Genomic DNA, 16444 nt, shown 5'->3' on the forward strand with positions numbered 1-16444 from the left:
CTCACCGCCAGGTGAAGGAGTCGCTGACGATGCGCCAGGGATCGACGTTGTCGGCCTTGACCGGTCCGGACAGGGTCAGGTCCACCTCGTGCCCCGCGCGGTAGAACGCGTACCGCTCGAAGGCGTCCCGCACCACCTTGCCGGTGACCGGGTCCTTCGCCGAGTCGCCCTGATAGGTCAGCAGCACCACCCGGCCGGCGTGCCGGGTCACCTCGCTCACCTTGGGCGAGGAGAACTTCGGTACCTGGGAACGGAGTTGGGGTACGACCGTGTTGGTGACCGAGCCGGCCGTGGGCGCGCCGGAGGCGGAGACCGCGGTGATCTTCACGGTGTTGAGCTTGTCGGTGAACGCGGTGGTGGAGCCCTGGCTCGTACGGGCCCAGCCCTCGGGCACCTTCACGGTGAAGCCGGTGAAGGTACCGCCGGTGGGCCGGTAGGAGACGTACACCTGGTTGTCGGGGATGTCGCCGGGCGGGTTGGACTCGGTGGGTGCTTGCTGCTTCTGCCCGCTGACGGTGACCGACCCGGACGCCGGGCTGCCGGAGCCGGCGCCCGACCCGGATCCGGAACAGCCGGCGGTCACCGCCGCCGCGAGGGTCAGCCCGACGACCGCGTACGCCCTGGTGTGTGCTGCCATGGCCACTGCCCTCCAGAGGAGCCTCGGACCGGACGGTCATGGCCCCGACGCTAGGAGGTGGTCGGTTAACGCCCCGATCACCGAGGGTTAGACGACGGCAAAACCGTGTGGCGCAGTGCATCCGCCCAGGTGAGCGGCGCGCATGATGAGGGCATGAGACAGCGCGTGGTGCGAGTCGCCCTGACCGCCGCTCTGGTCGCCGTCGTCCTCCTCGCCGTCCCGCTGGCCCTGGCGATCAGATCGTCCCTGTACGCGGACCAGCGCGACACCTTGGAACGTGCGGCCCTGGCCGCGGCCGTACGGGTGAGCCCGGACTTCGTGACCGGCGACCCGGTGGAACTGCCCGCGCCCCCGGCCGGGGGGCGTCTCGGCCTGTACGACCCCCGATGGCGACTGCGCGCGGGCAGCGGCCCCCGGTCCGGCGACACCCCGGTCCGGCGAAGCCTCGGCGGTGGCATGGTACGGAGCCGGTCGGCCCAGGACCTGGTGGTGGCCGTACCCGTCTCCCACGCCGAGAAGGTGATCGGCGTCGTACGCGCCTCGTCTCCCGCGGTCGCCGTACGGGATCGGGTCGCCGTCGCCTGGCTGCTGCTGCTCGGCGTCGCCGCGCTCGCGCTGACCGTCGCCGTCCTCGTCGCCCGCCGCCAGGCCCGGGCGCTGGCGGCGCCGCTGGAGGACCTCTCCCGCCACTGCCGGGCGGTGACCGAGGGCGACCTGACCGCACGGGCCGCCCGGAGCGGCCTCGCCGAGATCGACCAGGTCGCCCGCACCCACAACGAGATGCTGCACAGCCTCTCGGAACTCCTGCGCCGCGAACGTGACTTCACCGCCAACGCCTCCCACCAGCTGCGCACCCCGCTCACCGGCCTGCAACTCGCCCTTGAGGCGGGCCTCGGCCAGGACGACGACGCCCGGCTGCGGCCCGTACTGGCCGAGGCGCTGGCCACCACCCAACGCCTGCACCACACGGTGGAGGAAGTGCTGCGCCTGTCCCGCTCCGGAGAGCCGGCCCGCCCCACTGCCAGGACGATCGCCGTACGCCAGCTGCTGGGGGAGACGGAGGAACGGTGGCACGGCCTCTTCGCCCAGGACGGCAGACGCCTGGAGTGCGCCACCCAGGAGACGGCGTCCGGCGTCCGGGTTCCGGGCGCGTCCGTCTCGGAGCTGCTCGGGATCCTGCTGGACAACGCCCGGGTGCACGGGCACGGCACGGTTCGCCTGGCGGTGCGGGACCTGGAGGACGCCCTCGCCTTCGACGTGAGCGACGAGGGCACCGTGACGGGCGAGCCGTCCCGGCTCTTCGACCGCGGACGCAGCGGCGACGGAGAGGGAACCGGCATCGGCCTGGCCCTCGCGCGCGACCTGGCCGTCTCGCTCGGCGGCAGGCTCTCCCTGTCCAGCAGAGACCCGGCCACGTTCACCCTGCTCCTTCCTGTCGGTCAGGACGAGACTCACGGGACGGGGACAAGCGGGTGAGCATGCCGGGGCCGCCCCGGTGCTGTCACCTGGGCGGCCCTGTGCCGGTGGCGGTCAGCCGGTCGGCCCCGCCGGGGTCGTGGTGGTCTTGAAACCCTCCGTCTTGTTGGCCTGGACGGCGAAGTCGTTGGTGAACGTCTTGCTGAGGTCCACCGAGCCCTTCACGTTGCCGACGAGCTGTTCCGTGGCCAGCGAGGTCTTCGGGCCGCCGGCCGGCATGATCCCGTCGGGGAGGAACTGGCCCTTGTCCTCGGTCAGGGCGGTGATGTAGTCGGCCTTGGTCACCAGCTGGTTCGACACGAACGACGCCGGCAGCTTGTTCGCTATGTCGGCCGCGCTGTGCGTGTTGATCCAGTGCATGGTGGCGACGAGCGCGTCGACGACCTTCTGCACCGTGTCCTTGTGCGCGTTCACCCAGTCGGTGCGGGCGAGCACACTGGCCGCGGGGAAGGCGCCGCCCATCGCGGCCGTGGCACCCTGCGTGGTGGCCAGGTCGATCGCGGAGGTGCCGACACCCTTCTTCTCGATCGCGGCGACCGTCGGCTGCGTCGTCATCACACAGTCGACCTTGCCGTTCTGCAGGGCGGCGATGGCGGTGGAGCCCGCACCGACCCCGATGCGGTGGAACTGGCCGGTCTTGACGCCCTTCTTGGCGGCCAGGAACTGGGTGAGCGTGTCGGTGCCCGAGCCCAGGTCGGTGACGCCGAGGGTCTTGCCCTTGAAGTCGGCGCCCGACGTGACGCCGGACTTCTTGGTGCACATCTCCCGCTCGCCCGGCGCGCCGGACAGCTGGACGACGTCCTCGACCGCCTTGCCCTTCGCCTGGAACTCGATGGTGTGGTTGTACCAGGCGCCGGCCATGTCGACCTGCCCCGAGGCCATGGCCTCCTCGGCGCCGACACCGCCGTCCTGCTCGGTGCTCAGCTGGACGTCGACGCCGTACTTCTTGTAGAAGCCGAGGTTCTGGGCGAGCTGGTAGGGCAGGTAGATCTGCTTGTCGATGCCGCCGACCATGAGCTTGACGGTGGGCGTGCCGCCCGAGCCGGAGCTGCCGGTGGCGGCGGAGCTGCTGGAACAGGCGCTGACCGCGCCGAGGGTGAGAACGGTGAGGACGGACGCGGCGACGGCGGCGGAACGTCGGGACATGGCTGGCCACATTCCTTTTCTGAGGTGGGCAAGAAAGAAGGGGAGGGAGGGACGAGGAGGGGAGGGGGAGGGGGAGGCGGCGAGCGGGTCAGAGCGCGTTGGACGCTTCCGAGGGGGCCGGCGGCCGCCAGGACAGCAGCCGGTGCTCCAGCTTGCCGATCACCCACTCGGCGCCGAGCACGATGACCGAGATGACGAGCATCGTCGCGAACACGCCGTTGGGGTCGAAGTTGTTCTGCGCGGTCTTGATGACCAGACCGAGGCCGCTCTGCGCGCCCAGCACCTCGCCTACCAGCGCGCCGACGATGGCGAAGCCGAAGGCGCTGTGCAGGCTGGCGATGATCCAGGTCAGCGCGGAGGGCACGGTGACGTGCCGGATGATCTGCGCCTGGGAGGCGCCGAGCACCCTGGCGTTGGCGAGGATGTTGCGGTCGACCTCGCGCACGCCCTGGAAGGCGTTGAAGAAGACGATGAAGAACACCAGCACCGCGGCGAGCAGGATCTTCGGCAGCACCCCGATGCCGAACGCGACGATGAAGATCGAGCCGAGGACGATCCGCGGGATCGCGTTGACCATCTTGATGTAGGGGCCGAGGACGTCGGCGAGGAAGCGGCTCTGGCCCAGCGCGACACCGAAGACCACGCCGGCGACGGCCCCGACGGCGAAGCCGACGAGTGCTTCCTGGATCGTCGTCCAGATGTTCGCGTAGAAGGATCCGAACTCGGTTCCGTGCCGGAAGAGGTCCACAAGCCGTTTGGCGATGCCCGAGGGCTGCCCGAAGAAGAACGGGTCGACGATGCCCCAAGTGGTGAACGCCTGCCAGCCGCCGATGACGAAGACCGCGAGGCCGATGCGGCCGGCCCACACCAGGGCGATGCGTCGCCGGCGAGCGCGCCTGGCGGCGGCCCCTGCCGAAAGCCGTGCGCCGTCCTTGGCGGGGGCGGGGGAAACTGCGGACACCGTGCTCATGCCGTACCTCCTGCGGTGCGTGCGTAGGCGCGCTCCACCTCCTCGCGCAGCGAGTCCCAGATCTGGTGCTGAAGTTCGATGAAGCGGGGCTGGAAGCGGATCTCCTGGACCGAGCCGCGCGGGCGGGGCAGGTCGATGTCGAAGACCGCCTTGACCGACCCGGGGCTGGACGTCATGACGACGACCCGGTCGGCGAGCGCCACGGCCTCGTCGAGGTCGTGGGTGATGAAGATGACCGACGGCCGGATCTGCTCCCACAGACCGAGCAGCTCGGTCGACATGATCGCCTTGGTCTGCACGTCCAGGGCGCCGAACGGCTCGTCCATGATCAGGATGCGAGGTTCGTTGATCAGCGCCGCGGCCATCGCCACGCGCTTGCGCATCCCGCCGGAGAGCTGGTGCGGGTAGCGGTCCTCGAACCCGGTGAGGCCCACCCGGCGCAGCCAGTCGCGTGCCGAGGCCTGCGCCCGCTGCTTGGGCACGCCGCGGAAGACGGGGCCCATCAGCACATTGCCGAGGACGGTCTTCCAGGGCAGCAGCGCGTCGGCCTGGAACATGAAGCTGACGCCGTCGGTGACGCCGTCCACCTCGCGGCCGCCGACCCTGACCGAGCCCTCGCTGGGCCGGTCGAGTCCGGACACCATGCCCAGCGTCGTCGACTTGCCGCAGCCGGTCGGGCCCACCACCGCGCAGAACTGGCCCGGCTCCACCGTGAACGAGACGTCCTGCAGTGCCGTGAACACCTCACCCGCAGGGGTCAGAAAACGTTTGGTGAGCCCTGAAATCTCGACTCGCGCGCTGCCCTGGCCGTCCTTCTCGGCGACCGGGCTCGGCGCGGCATCGTTGCGTGCAGCCATCGGCGGCTGTCTCCTTCCTGACCTCGGGGGTCGGACCTCGGGGGTCGAGGAAGGCAGACGCTAGGGGCCACCGCGTGTTACGTCGCTGTTTCCTCCGTATCCCGCGTTAGCCGTGTTAGCCGGACTTCTGCTCGTTCTGCTCACTGAGCCGGGGGTGGGCAGAAGGCCGGTGCCGGGGGCACAATCACGCCACCACGGGTACGGCGCCGCAGGCCGTGCCCGGCAGCCCTACGACAGGCGAGAGACACGAGGGACACTGGTGAAACCCGTCCGTATCCCGATCGGCCGTGGCGGGAAGGGGCGGCTCTCCGCGCGGATTTTGGCCAACCACCTGCTCATCCTGGCGCTGACCGGGCTGATCGGTTTCGTGCTGTTCGCCTTCGCCCAGCGGGGCGAGCTCGACCGCGCCTACGAGCAGCGGGCCCTGGACATCGCGCGGACCACCGCCGCCGAACCGCAGATCCGGCAGGCCATGCGCAACGGCGGCGGCGGGGACGTGGTGCAACGGGTGGCCGAAAGGATCCGCCACGCCTCCGGCGCGTCGTACGTCGTCGTGCTCGACCTGCACGGCATCCGCCACTCCCACCCCGACCCGGCGCTGATCGGCGTGGCGACGGGAGACCCGATCGTGGTCCTGGACGGCCGGTCGCACGTGGGCACCGACCCGGGCGGGCTCGGACGCTCCGCCAACGGGAAGGCCCCGCTGTACGGGCCCGACGGCAAGCTGGTCGGCGAGGTGTCCGCGGGCATCACCGAGCACCATGTGCTGGGCGAGCTGTGGCGCGAGCTGCCCACCTTCGGCCTGTACAGCGCCATCGCCGTCGCGCTCGGCTCGACAGCCGCGTTCCTGCTGGCCAGGCGGCTCAAGCGGACGACGTTCGGACTGGAACTGGAGGAGATCGCCGGGCTGCTCCAGGACCGGGAGGCGATGCTGCACGGCATCCGCGAGGGAGTCGTCGCCTTCGACCCCGACGGCCGGATCACGGTGGTCAACGACGAGGCCCGCGACCTGCTCGGACTCGGCACGGCGCTCGGCAGCACGCTGGCGGAGGTACTGCCGGACGGGCGGCTGCGCCGCGCCCTGGACGGCACCCTGGCGGGCAGCGACATCAGCGTGCTCACCGACGACCACTGCCTGGTCGTCAACCGGATGCCGGTGGCCCTGCACGGCCGGGAACTGGGCGCCGTCGTCACCGTGCGCGACCGCACCGAGCTCATCGGGCTGCTGCGCGAACTGGATTCCGTGCGCGGGCTCACCGACGCGTTGCGCGCCCAGCAGCACGAGTTCACCAACCGGATGCACACCATGGCCGGGCTGCTGGACATCGGCGACCACGACGCCGCCTACGAGTTCGCCGTCGAGACGGCCGGCGCCGAGCAGGCGCTCGCCGAATCCGTACGGGAACGGATCGGCAACCCGCTGCTCGTGGGCCTGATCGTCGCCAAGACCACGGTGGCCGCGGAACGCGGGGTGCGGATCGTCCTCAGCGACGACTCCGCCCTCGGCGAGGACCCGCCGCATCTGCGCCGGCTGCTGACCATCGTCGGCAACCTGCTGGACAACGCGATCGACGCGTCCGCGTCCGCCCCGGCTCGACCCGGTGGCCCCGAGGTGCGGCTGTCGTTGATCGAGGCCGTCGACGTGGTCCGGGTGGAGGTGGCCGACACCGGGCCGGGCATCCCGCCGGGCGCCACCGAGTCGATCTTCGAGGACGGCTGGTCCACCCGCCCGGACCGGGGCACCGCACGGCGCGGCCTCGGACTCGCACTCGTCCACCGGCTGGTGCAGCGGCACGGCGGCACGATCACGGTCAGCGAGGGTCCGGGTGCGGTCTTCACCGTGGTCCTGCCCGTGCCCGACCTCGCCCCGGCCGCACCGGGCGCTCTCTTCACGGCGGCCCGGCCGGTGCCGGTCGGTGCGCCGGACGGCAGCACGGGAGGTGACCGCTGGTGATCCGGACCCTGGTGGTGGACGACGACTTCCGGGTCAGCCGCATCCACTGCGACTACGCGTCCCGCGTCAAGGGCTTCGAGGTGGTGGGACAGGCGGCGACCGTGGGCGCGGCGCTGGACGCGGTGCGCGACCTCCGTCCGGACCTGCTGCTCCTCGACATCTTCCTGCCCGACGGCAGCGGACTCGACGTGCTGCGCCGGCTGAGCGGGGACGAGGGCGGGAACCGCCCCGACGCCATCATGATCACCGCCGACCGGGACATCACCTCGGTGCGGATCGCGATGAAACTCGGCGCCGTCGGCTACCTGGTGAAACCCTTCGGCGCACCCGACCTCGCCGAACGGCTCACCGCCTACCGCGAGCTCCAGCACCGGATGGACGCCCTCGGTGCGGTGCCGGAGACCGACCAGGCCGATGTGGACGCCCTGTTCAGCGCCGCCCGGCCGCCCGCCGTGCCCCGCGTCCCCGCCAAGGGCCACTCCGCGCCGACCCTCGCCCTGCTGCACCAGACCCTGCGCGCCGCGCACGACGACCTGTCGGCCGCGGAAGCCGCCGAACGCACCGGCGTCTCCCGTGCCACGGCCCAGCGCTATCTCTCCTACCTGGTCAAGGAGGGCATGGTCCGCCTCGAACTGCGCTACGGAGCCACCGGACGCCCCGAGCACCGCTACCGCGTGGCCCACTGACCGGCCGACGGTGACGGCAACGGCGACGGTCACCGGTGGACGGGGCTCCGCTAGGGTGAGCCGATCTTCAGACTCGTACGCGTGGGGGCACCGCAGTGACGACCGACGTGACACCCGAACTGGCCGAGGCGATCCAGCGTGGCTACGACCGGCGCGACCGGGCGAACATGGCGCCGACGATCGCCTACTTCCAGGGGCTGCTCGCCGAACACCCCGACCACCCCGTCCTCGTGTACGAACTGGGCGGCGCCTACGACACCGCGGGACAGGAGGCGACCGCCCGCGGTCACTACGAGCGGGCGCTCGCCCTGGGCCTCGACGGTGACGTCCTGCGCCGGTGCCTGTGCCAGTACGCCAGCACCTTGAGGTGGCTGGGCGAATTGGACAAGTCGCTCGCGGTGCTCGACCGCGCCCGCAGGGACTTCCCCGACTCCGACTCCGTACGCGTCTTCCGCGCCCTGACCCTCAACGACGCCCGGCGCCCCGACGAGGCCGTGGCCGAGTTGCTCACCGTCGTCACCGAGCACGCCGAGGTCACCGACCTCGGGCGCTGGGCGGTGGGGCTGCGCGGCCTCGCCCAGTGGCTCTCCGACGGCCGTCCCGCGTAGGAAGCGCTTGGCCAAGGCCCACTGCGGACTTCGAGCACGTGCGAGGTGTGCTGAACGGGCAGATCAGCCGTCCGCACCCGACCGGCTCGGACGAAGGACCGTCGGTGGGGCTGTCAGGGCCTCCTGTTCCGCATCCGCGGGCCGCAGTCCGCCTCTCGCTGATGGTCGGGGCGCTCGGTGTGGTCTTCGGCGACATCGGGACCAGCCCGATCTACACCCTCCAGACGGTGTTCAACCCGGGCGACCCGCACCCGGTGCCGGTGCGAGGTGTAGGCGACAAGGCGGCGCATCTGCCGGCGTGCGGCGGGCACCGGTGAGGTGCTCGGTCGGCCGGCACGGCCACGTGATGCCGTTGTCGACGAGGCGGCGCACTGCATCGAGCATCTGCCCGACGGGTACGGCCTCGCGTGGCGCCCAGGTCCGGCCCTTCGGCGGGAACAGCGCTGGCAGGACTCGTCCGCGAAGCAGATATGGGCGCCCGGGTCGTGCGCGGCCCGCTTCCGGGGCCCGTTGACGCGATCAACCACTCCAAGCCGAGGCGAGCCGGGCACACACCCCGGCCCTGCCCACGCGCTCCTCACGCGTCCCGTCGCATCACTCCTCTCACAGAGATCTGACTGGTAGTTTGATCAAATTCCGTCAGGTGACCTGGAGGGTGATGATTTGAGCGACATAACCCACGAGACCGGCAAGCACCGCACGAACCGGCGCGCGTTCCTTCGTGGTGGCGCCGCGTTGACCGTCGCCGCCGCGACCGGCGGACTCTCCCTGTCCGCGGCGGGAACGGCCAATGCCACGGTGGATTCGACCCTGCATTTCAAACTCAACGGGACCGGCGGTAATCCCGTCTTGCGGCAGACACTTCACCAGCCTTACTGGGCGATGCAGTCGTTCGCCTACGATCACGTCTACGGGCACATCTACTTCGTGCAGACCAAAGTGGGCAGTGACAACGGAGATCTGTGGGTGACGAGAACCGATCTCTCGGGCAATGTGCTCGGAGCCATGGCAATTCACTCGTTCGACCACGGCTCGTCCATCGGGGTCGAGCCCGACACCGACGGATCTCCCTACATCTGGGTGGCAGGCGACTGGGAGAGCTCGAATCCCCATGCCACGCCGCCTGAGCCGCCGAACAGTCACAAGATCGCCCGCTTCAAGTACAAGGACGGCGGCGACCTCGACTACTTCAATCGCGGCGGGCAGTATCTCGGGGTGTTCCCGGTGGACGTCGCGACCTTCCTCGACTGTCCTCGTCCGGCGATCGATCCCTACAACAACCGGCTTCTCGTTCGGTACATGGGAACGACGACTCCTTGGCGCCTGGCACTGTTCGACCTGTCCGAGGTGCTGTCCTCGGGTGTCATTTCCAAGCGCCTGCTGGAGCGGGCCATTCCCACCAACGCTGAACTCGGGCTGAACGACAGCGACTTGTTCCAGGGCATCACCGCATACGGGCAATACGCCTACCTGCTCTTCGGTGGACCGCCCTCCAGCAGCGACTCCACCCCGCCCTCGTACATCGTATGCATCGACATGAACGATCCTGGAAGTGCGTACCGCTGGAAATTCCCGACGACGGCCGGGGCCTCCTTGCCCGGACGTGAACCCCAGGGCATAGCCGTTTGGCGGTCCTCCAGTGGCCCGCGACTTGCCTTCGGTTTCTCCGACAAAATCACCACCACCAGCCCCGTCCAGTTCGAGGCCAGCGTGTTCTTCAAGGACCAACTGACCTCGGAGTGGCCCTCCTGACCCTTCTCAGCCCGGGGTCCCGGTGTGCCCGGCTCGCGGGGGCCGCGGACCCTTCCGCCCACCGGCTCGGCTTCCGGGCAGTCCTGCGCGGGCCCTCAGCGGCCGGTTGCTCAGAGCCAGTCCTTGTGCTTGAAGATGAAGTACAGACCGGTGCACACGACCGCCATCAGGACGATCGCGAAGGGGTATCCCAGCGCCCAGTGCAACTCCGGCATCTCCCGGAAGTTCATCCCGTAGATCGTGCCGACCAGGGTCGGGGCGAACAGGATCGCCGCCCACGAGGAGATCTTCTTGAAGTCGTCTACCTGGGTGCGCTGACCTGCGGTGATGCGGTAACTTCCGCCTCTGGCCTGCGCAGATGAGCCTTTCGGTGTCTTTCAGGATCGTCCCGCGTTACGCAGGTGATTCTCCCCACGCGCTCCCCAGCGCTTTACGAACTCCCCAGATCCTCCCCAGGGAGACCCTGTTTGCGGGCGCGGGCGACTCGGTGCCTGTACACGTCGGACAGCCAATGGTGGTTACGACGGGTGAGCCCCGCCGGTCCTGGTGGGAACGGCGGGGCTCAAGGCTGGTGGCTCAGTGCAGGGCGCCGACCTCGGCTGCCGACAGCGTCCGCGGATAGACGTGGACATCCGCCACGGAGCCGGGGAACGCCAGGTACGGGGTCGTGGCCGAGGCGCTGTTGACGCAGCCGCCGATGGTCAGGGGCATGGAGGAGTCGTACTGGGGGCTGAGGTTGGTAGCTGTCCCCACCAGGGTTCCGTTCTGGTAGAGGGCCATGTTGCCGGTGTTGGACCTTCCTGCGACCGGTGCGCGGAAGGCCGCGACGAGATGGGTCCAGGTACCGATTGGTGCGGAGTTGTTGTCTCCTTCCGCGGTGGGGAAGTCGGCGTTCTCGTCGTTGGTGGTGGTCGTTTGGAACATCCAGGCGCTGCTTGCCTTGTCGTAGGAGAGGTAGAACGCCTGGTGTTGGGTGGTGCCTTGGCAGACGGCGGTGGTGCCGAGAGCTGAGTTGATCTTCACCCATGCCGAGACGGTGTAGTCGCCGAGGGTGTTCACGGCGCTCTGCTTGCTCTTGAGGAAGCCGGTGTTTCCGTCGAAGGTGACGCTGCCGGCCATCCCGCTCGGTGCGTCGGTGCCGTAGGTGGCGCTGCCGGAGGCTGTGAGCGGGTTGAGGGTGGCGGTGTCACTGCCGTTGGCGGCGAGCTTCCATTCGTCCTCGGGCATGCCGTTCTCCCAACCTGTTGGCACGATCACGCTGGTGGCGCTCGCTTGGCTCGATGCCATTGCGTACGGGTAGGTGTGGACGTCTGCCACGGAGCCGGGGAAGGCGGCGTAGGGCGTGGTGGCATCGGGGCTGTTGACGCAGCCGCCGATGGTCAGGGGCATGGACGAGTCGTACTGCGGGGTGACGTTGGTGGCGGTCCCCATCAGGGTGCCGTTCTGGTAGAGCGACATCACGCCCGTACTGGTGTCGCCGTCGACGGGGGCCGTGTAGGTGACCAGCAGGTGGGCCCAGGTGCCGATGGCGCCGGTGTTGCTGTCTCCCTCCGCGGTGGGGAAGTCGGAGTCGGCGTCATTGGTCGTGGTGGTTTGGAACATCCAGCCCTTGTTGCCGCTGTCGTAGCCGATGTAGAGGGCCTGGTGCTGACTAGTTCCCTGGCAGATGGCGGTGGCGCCGACATCTGAGTTGATCTTGACCCAGGCGGAGATGGTGTAGTCACCGGAGGTGTCGACGGCGGTGTGGTCGCTTTCCAGGAATCCGGTGCTGCCGTCGAAGGACGCCGAGCCGGCGCCGGCGTTGACCGCGTTGGGGCCGCTGGAGCTGAAGGTCGCGCCGCCGATCGTGGTGAGCGGGTTGTCCGTGTTGCTGTCGGTGCCGTCGGTGGCCAGTTCCCAGTCGTCCTCGGGGGTGTCGCTGCCGGTGGCGAGAGGGACGATCAGGTTCGGCGGGATGCCGACCACGGTGTTGGTGTCATTGAGGTACTGGCCGGCGAGGTCGCTGTAGTAGGCGTTAGACGGATTGCCGCCTGCGAGGTCGGCCGCTTTCACGGTCGAGGAGGTGGCGTTGCCGTCCGTGGACACGGCGGCGGCGAAGTCGATGACCTGAGTGGAGTTGTCGAGCAGGTAGCGGTTGACCAGCTCGCGCGCGGATTCCTGGGTTGCCGTGCCCGGGTGGGAGGCGGTGAAGGGCGGGATGGTGGCGAGGTAGACGGTGATGTTGGAGTACTGGGTGACTCCGGTCTGGCTGTCGTCGGTGTTGTACCAGGACAGCTGGCTGTTGAGGGAGGCCAGTCCGTTCTCCACGTTGGAGGCGCAGGTGTTGGCGTTGCTGGTGCAGTTGAGGAGGTCGGCGGCGCCGGTGGAGACGAGGACGGTGCGCACGTTGCCCTGGGCCAGCACGTTGCGGTCCACGGGGTTGAGTGCGTTTTCCGGGGTGGTGCTGTTGGTGATCTGGGGCAACAGGTTGTTGCTCAGGCTGGAGCTGTTGGTGCCCGCGTTGAGGACGCCGTAGTCGACGGAGTTGTCCCCGTTGGTGTCGTTGACCAGAGCATCGGTGATCGCATCGCTGAGGTGGTACGGGCTGTCGCTGCTGCCTGCGGTATCGCCGTTGACGCTCTGGTCGCCGTAGAGGACGACCGAGCCGGTGGGGGTGGCGGTGGGGGTGGTGACGTCGATGCCCGCGAGGTAGGGCAGACCGGTGTAGGTGGTCTGTGTGTAGCTGGTGGCGGCGGTGTCACGGGTGTGGTTGGCGGTGTCGGTGCTCGCCCAGACGGGGGTCTGGGCCACGGCGTGGCCGGGGAGCGCGGACATCGAGCCGGGCACATGAAGGCTGACCAGGACGGTCGCCTGCTGCGTGACGGGCAGGGTCACCGGGTTGCTGGTGACATCACCACCCGCCGGGATGGTGACGGACGGGGAGGCGGAGGTGCCAAAGGTCAGCGGGGTCGGTGCCGTGGCTGCCGTCGCGCCCCCCGCGGTGGTGTCCTGCGGCGCGACGGAGGCCGCGTCGAAGGTCACCGGTGTGGTGCCCATGGCGTTGGACAGGTGGATGCGTACGCCGTTGCCGTCGTCGGTACCGACACTGACGTGCGCCGGGATGCGGAGCGTCTGTCCCCCGTTGAGGCCGGCGGCACTGCCGCTGGACAGCTGGACCTTGGCGGTGTCCTGGACCGAGGCCCACGTTCCGACCCAGTGCTGGGCCGCTGTTCCGCCGCCGGTGAGGGCCATCGGCCGCAGGCCGAGCCCGAGGACGTGCAGGGTGGGCTGGCCTGCTTGGACGCCGTTGGTGAACAGCGGCAGGGTGATGCTGCTGATGACCGAGCCGGGGCATTGCAGCGGGACGCTGACGGCGTAGATTTTCGGGCCGGAACTCAAGCTGGTCTGTGTGTTGTTGCTGTGGTTTTCGTGGACCAGGCTGAGCGATGCCGCGGAGCCCGGGCCGGAGAGCCAGTCGGGCACGGTGTCGAGTTGGTAGGGCTGATCGAATGGGTTGTTCTGGTCCACGCAGTTGTTCTTGGCGTAGGTGATGGTGCCGCCGGTGCCCTTGGCGGCGCCGCCGGTGGCGAAGGCGAGGAAGACCAGGGCGTCGCCGGTGTTCACGACTCCGCTGCCCGGCAGGGTGATGGTCTGGCCGGACGCCAGCATGTTGTCGTACGTGCCGGTGCCGAACTTCGGCAGTGTGATGGTGGCGCCGTCCACGGTGACCGTCTTGTTGCTCTGCCAGCCCGAAGTGCTTGTCAGGTCGGCGGAGTTGATGCTGTTGCCGGAGCCGTCGGCGTCGGCCGTACTGGTCGTGGTGGTGAAGGTGCTGGTGGCGGTGTTGTTCAGACAGCTGGTCGCGTCGTTGATCGCGCAGGTCAGTGCTGGGCCGAGGCGCAGTACGTCGATGCCGGCCTGGTACCCAGCCGAACTGGGATTCTTGCCGGTCAAGGTGAGGGTCAGCGTATGCACGCCCTGTTGGAGGGTGAGCAGTTGGCCGTTCGTGTCCTTGGGGATGCCCAGGTTGAGGAACTGGGTGGTGGTGTAGGAGTTGTAGGCGTCGAAGCCGCTGATCAGGGTGGACTGGGTACTCTGGCCCGCGTCCAGGACCAGGTGGTAAATGCCGTAGTCCTTGCCCTTGGTGAGGTTGGCGCCGAAGCTCCAGGGGCCATCCTTGGGGATGTCAAAGCTGAAGGTGGCACTGTCCCCGCTGACAACCTTCGACGTGGTGCTCTTGTTGCCGAGCATGGCCTGGTAGCCGTCGGCGAACTCGTAGCCACTGAAGGCGGGTTGGCTGACCACCTGGCCACCGGCACTCGTGGTCGTGGCCTTGGGCACGACGGTGGCGGTGCCGTCGGTGTTGGTCGCGGTCCAGCCACTGATCATCTTGTCGCCGTAGGCGTACGTCGGGGTGCTGGTCCCGGCGTAGAAGGCGTAGGCCGTCTGGGAGATGGACGTCGAGCCGGCCTGGTCCACTGCCTTGGCGTAGAGAGTGTGGGGTCCGGTCGAACCCGGGGCGAACGAGGGTGAGGCGCTGCCGTTGATTGCCGGAGTACCGGTACCGGGGCCATTGTCGGACGTGGCGTAGTAGATGTTGCCCTTGGTTACTTTCGTGCCCGCCACCAGGTGGATGACGCCATTGCTGGTGTACACCGTGTTGCTGAGGGTGGCGTCCAGGGAAAACAGGTAACCGGTGACGTTGTTGGTGTGGTTGTTGCCCAGGACGAAGGTCCCCTGGTCGCCGAAGGCGGCGCCGATCTGCTTGGCGGGGAACTGGCTTGAGGTCACCGTGGGCGCGGGCGGTGCGCTGGTGTCCACGGTGAAGGTCTGAGTCTTGGTCCAGATTCCGGAGCCGGTGCCGACCCAGTAGCCCGCGGCGTTCTGTGCCGTGGCTTTCCAGGTGTACGTGCCGTCAGGCAGGCGTGGTGTCGTCCAGTCGCTGCCGTTGGTGTTGTAGCGTGCACGTTTCTTGGAGTCCAGGTTGGGTCCGTAGCCCTGCCCCACGAGGGTGCCTGAGGAGTTGAAGACCTGGTAGTCGACGCGTACCAGTTCGCTGCCGCCTGCCAGGTCGGGGTTGACCGCGCGGGCGGACAGGGTCGGGGTGTGGGTGGTCGTCATCGTCTTGCCCGAGCTGACGATGGATGGCTTGATCGTGGGCGTTCCCGTGCCGTTCTTGAGCTTGGGGCGGTAGCTGTAGGTGACCGACATGCTGGCGCCGCCGCCGTAGGCGAGCTGCTTCCACTGAGAGGCGTCGTTCATGTCGGGCGACTGGACCATCAGCGTCATGCTGCTCCAGCTGCCGCCCGCCGCGCTCTGTGCCCGGGAGGTGACATCGAACTCCAGCGCTGGTGGGCTGACCCAGGAGTTGGCACCGTCGGTGACCGGGCAAGTGCCTGCCTCGTGGCTCTTGGGATTGGTGGTGCCCAGTGAACCCGTGCGCACGGTCGGCTCGTGGCCCCAGTAGAGCGAGGATGATCCCCAGCCGGCGGGTCGGTCGGTGCCGTAGACGGCGGCCGGGGTGTCCGAACAGGAAGCAGCGGAGAGCTGCTTGACGTACAGCGAGGCGTGACTGACTACGGCGCCTTTGATGCCGCTGGTGTTGATCTGGTAGTAGGTGCGGGCGCGCTCGCCGTTGCCGGGGGTGTTGTTGTCCCATCCCTCGCGGGCGTTGGTCGCACCTGTGGTGGACGTCGAGTTGTAGACGTTCCACCCGTTGTCGGAGATCCGGGCCCAGTCCAGTTGGGAGGGCCTGCCGCTCCACTCCGGGTCGACATAAACCGGGTAAGTCGTGGTCTTGGCGGTGAGCAGGGACGTGTTCAGGCCGAGCAGCTGCCTGCCGGGCTTGAGGGTCACATGGACCTGCGCGCGATGCCTGCCGACCTTGGCCGCCGCGGTGTGCTCGGCACGTGCCGCCGAGACGGTCGCGGTGCGGGCGCGGGCCGTGGCCCCTGTCTTCTGGCCTGTGCTGTCCCACATCAGCGCGGTGTCGCTGTGGAACACTGTCTTGCCGGTGTGCTTGTCGGTGGCCCGGGCGCCGCCGTTCGAGGTGGCGGCCAGCTTGAGGTTGGCCGAGGTGGTGTTGAGCGCGAGTCTTTGCAGTCGCGGATCAGCTGCGGCCTTGGGGGTCTTGATCACCAGGATCGAGGAGTAGCCGGAGGCGTCTGCGGTCAGCTGCAGGTCGACGCCGGGCAGTACCTCGGGATAGGTGGCCGTGTCCTTGGAGACAATTGGCGTCGGGAGTGTGCCCGGCCAAGAGAAGCCTAGTTTGTCCGCGCCATCGTGCATGGTGACCAGCGTGCTGGAGCCACCGTCGGAGAAGGTCATGTGCGTGATGGCGGCTTTGGGGGCCCAGGTCCCGTCCGACTGCCGCAGCAGA

General features: G+C 68.8%; 11 protein-coding genes and 1 pseudogene. 6 read left to right on the forward strand and 6 right to left on the reverse strand.

Features of this window, described 5'->3' with window-relative positions; genetic code table 11:
- Position 1: 1 nt before the first annotated feature.
- Positions 2–637, reverse strand: coding sequence for a hypothetical protein (locus ACZ3KP_RS12800; RefSeq protein ID WP_467498881.1), 636 nt, complete (start codon positions 635–637; stop codon positions 2–4).
- Between the two features lie 153 nt (positions 638–790).
- Between ACZ3KP_RS12800 and ACZ3KP_RS12805 the strand changes: the two genes are divergently transcribed.
- Entirely contained in the window at positions 791–2113 is a 1323-nt protein-coding gene (locus ACZ3KP_RS12805) for a sensor histidine kinase (protein WP_467498883.1), read from the forward strand.
- A 54-nt stretch (positions 2114–2167) separates the two neighbouring features.
- Here ACZ3KP_RS12805 and ACZ3KP_RS12810 read toward each other — a convergent pair whose 3' ends face one another.
- The 3 genes from ACZ3KP_RS12810 to ACZ3KP_RS12820 form a co-directional block, all read right to left on the reverse strand.
- On the reverse strand, positions 2168–3259 hold the full coding sequence (locus ACZ3KP_RS12810) for an ABC transporter substrate-binding protein (protein WP_467498885.1): 1092 nt from the start codon (positions 3257–3259) through the stop codon (positions 2168–2170).
- 88 nt (positions 3260–3347) lie between these two features.
- Entirely contained in the window at positions 3348–4229 is an 882-nt protein-coding gene (locus tag ACZ3KP_RS12815) for an ABC transporter permease (RefSeq protein WP_467498887.1), read from the reverse strand.
- Positions 4226–5086, reverse strand: coding sequence for an ABC transporter ATP-binding protein (locus tag ACZ3KP_RS12820; protein WP_358976626.1), 861 nt, complete (start codon positions 5084–5086; stop codon positions 4226–4228). Before ACZ3KP_RS12820 ends, ACZ3KP_RS12815 begins: the two co-directional genes overlap by 4 nt.
- Before the next feature lie 259 nt (positions 5087–5345).
- Here ACZ3KP_RS12820 and ACZ3KP_RS12825 point away from each other — a divergent pair, with 259 nt between their 5' ends.
- From ACZ3KP_RS12825 to ACZ3KP_RS12845, 5 genes are all read left to right on the forward strand, one after another.
- Positions 5346–7040, forward strand: a complete 1695-nt coding sequence (locus ACZ3KP_RS12825; RefSeq protein WP_467498890.1) for an ATP-binding protein — start codon at positions 5346–5348, stop codon at positions 7038–7040.
- Positions 7037–7726, forward strand: a complete 690-nt coding sequence (locus ACZ3KP_RS12830) for a response regulator (protein WP_132889928.1) — start codon at positions 7037–7039, stop codon at positions 7724–7726. The genes ACZ3KP_RS12825 and ACZ3KP_RS12830 overlap by 4 nt, the downstream gene beginning before the upstream one ends.
- 95 nt (positions 7727–7821) lie before the next feature.
- Positions 7822–8334 (forward strand): tetratricopeptide repeat protein, encoded by a 513-nt coding sequence (locus tag ACZ3KP_RS12835; RefSeq protein ID WP_467498893.1) that lies wholly within the window; start codon positions 7822–7824, stop codon positions 8332–8334.
- Positions 8335–8372: 38 nt separating this feature from the next.
- Positions 8373–8651, forward strand: a complete 279-nt coding sequence (locus ACZ3KP_RS12840) for a KUP/HAK/KT family potassium transporter (protein WP_467498895.1) — start codon at positions 8373–8375, stop codon at positions 8649–8651.
- Between the two features lie 346 nt (positions 8652–8997).
- Positions 8998–10086: a phage baseplate protein gene (locus tag ACZ3KP_RS12845; protein ID WP_467498897.1), complete on the forward strand. Its 1089-nt coding sequence runs from the start codon at positions 8998–9000 to the stop codon at positions 10084–10086.
- A gap of 110 nt (positions 10087–10196) precedes the next feature.
- Here ACZ3KP_RS12845 and ACZ3KP_RS12850 read toward each other — a convergent pair.
- Together ACZ3KP_RS12850 and ACZ3KP_RS12855 are read right to left on the reverse strand one after the other, a co-directional pair.
- Positions 10197–10394 (reverse strand): annotated as a pseudogene (locus ACZ3KP_RS12850) (CorA family divalent cation transporter); the annotation flags it as partial.
- A gap of 268 nt (positions 10395–10662) precedes the next feature.
- On the reverse strand, positions 10663–16392 hold the full coding sequence (locus tag ACZ3KP_RS12855) for a LamG-like jellyroll fold domain-containing protein (RefSeq protein WP_467498899.1): 5730 nt from the start codon (positions 16390–16392) through the stop codon (positions 10663–10665).
- Positions 16393–16444: the final 52 nt, after the last annotated feature.

The sequence above is a fragment of the Streptomyces sp. NPDC020958 genome (genome assembly GCF_055562175.1).

Excerpts from the sequence above, each read along its gene's own strand:
- ACZ3KP_RS12805 (WP_467498883.1), top strand. The coding sequence starts at position 791 with ATGAGACAGCGCGTGGTGCGAGTCGCCCTGACCGCCGCTCTGGTCGCC.
- ACZ3KP_RS12810 (WP_467498885.1), bottom strand. The coding sequence starts at position 3,259 with ATGTCCCGACGTTCCGCCGCCGTCGCCGCGTCCGTCCTCACCGTTCTC.
- ACZ3KP_RS12800 (WP_467498881.1), bottom strand. The coding sequence starts at position 637 with ATGGCAGCACACACCAGGGCGTACGCGGTCGTCGGGCTGACCCTCGCG.
- ACZ3KP_RS12820 (WP_358976626.1), bottom strand. The coding sequence starts at position 5,086 with ATGGCTGCACGCAACGATGCCGCGCCGAGCCCGGTCGCCGAGAAGGAC.
- ACZ3KP_RS12855 (WP_467498899.1), bottom strand. The coding sequence starts at position 16,392 with ATGACCTTCTCCGACGGTGGCTCCAGCACGCTGGTCACCATGCACGAT.
- ACZ3KP_RS12815 (WP_467498887.1), bottom strand. The coding sequence starts at position 4,229 with ATGAGCACGGTGTCCGCAGTTTCCCCCGCCCCCGCCAAGGACGGCGCA.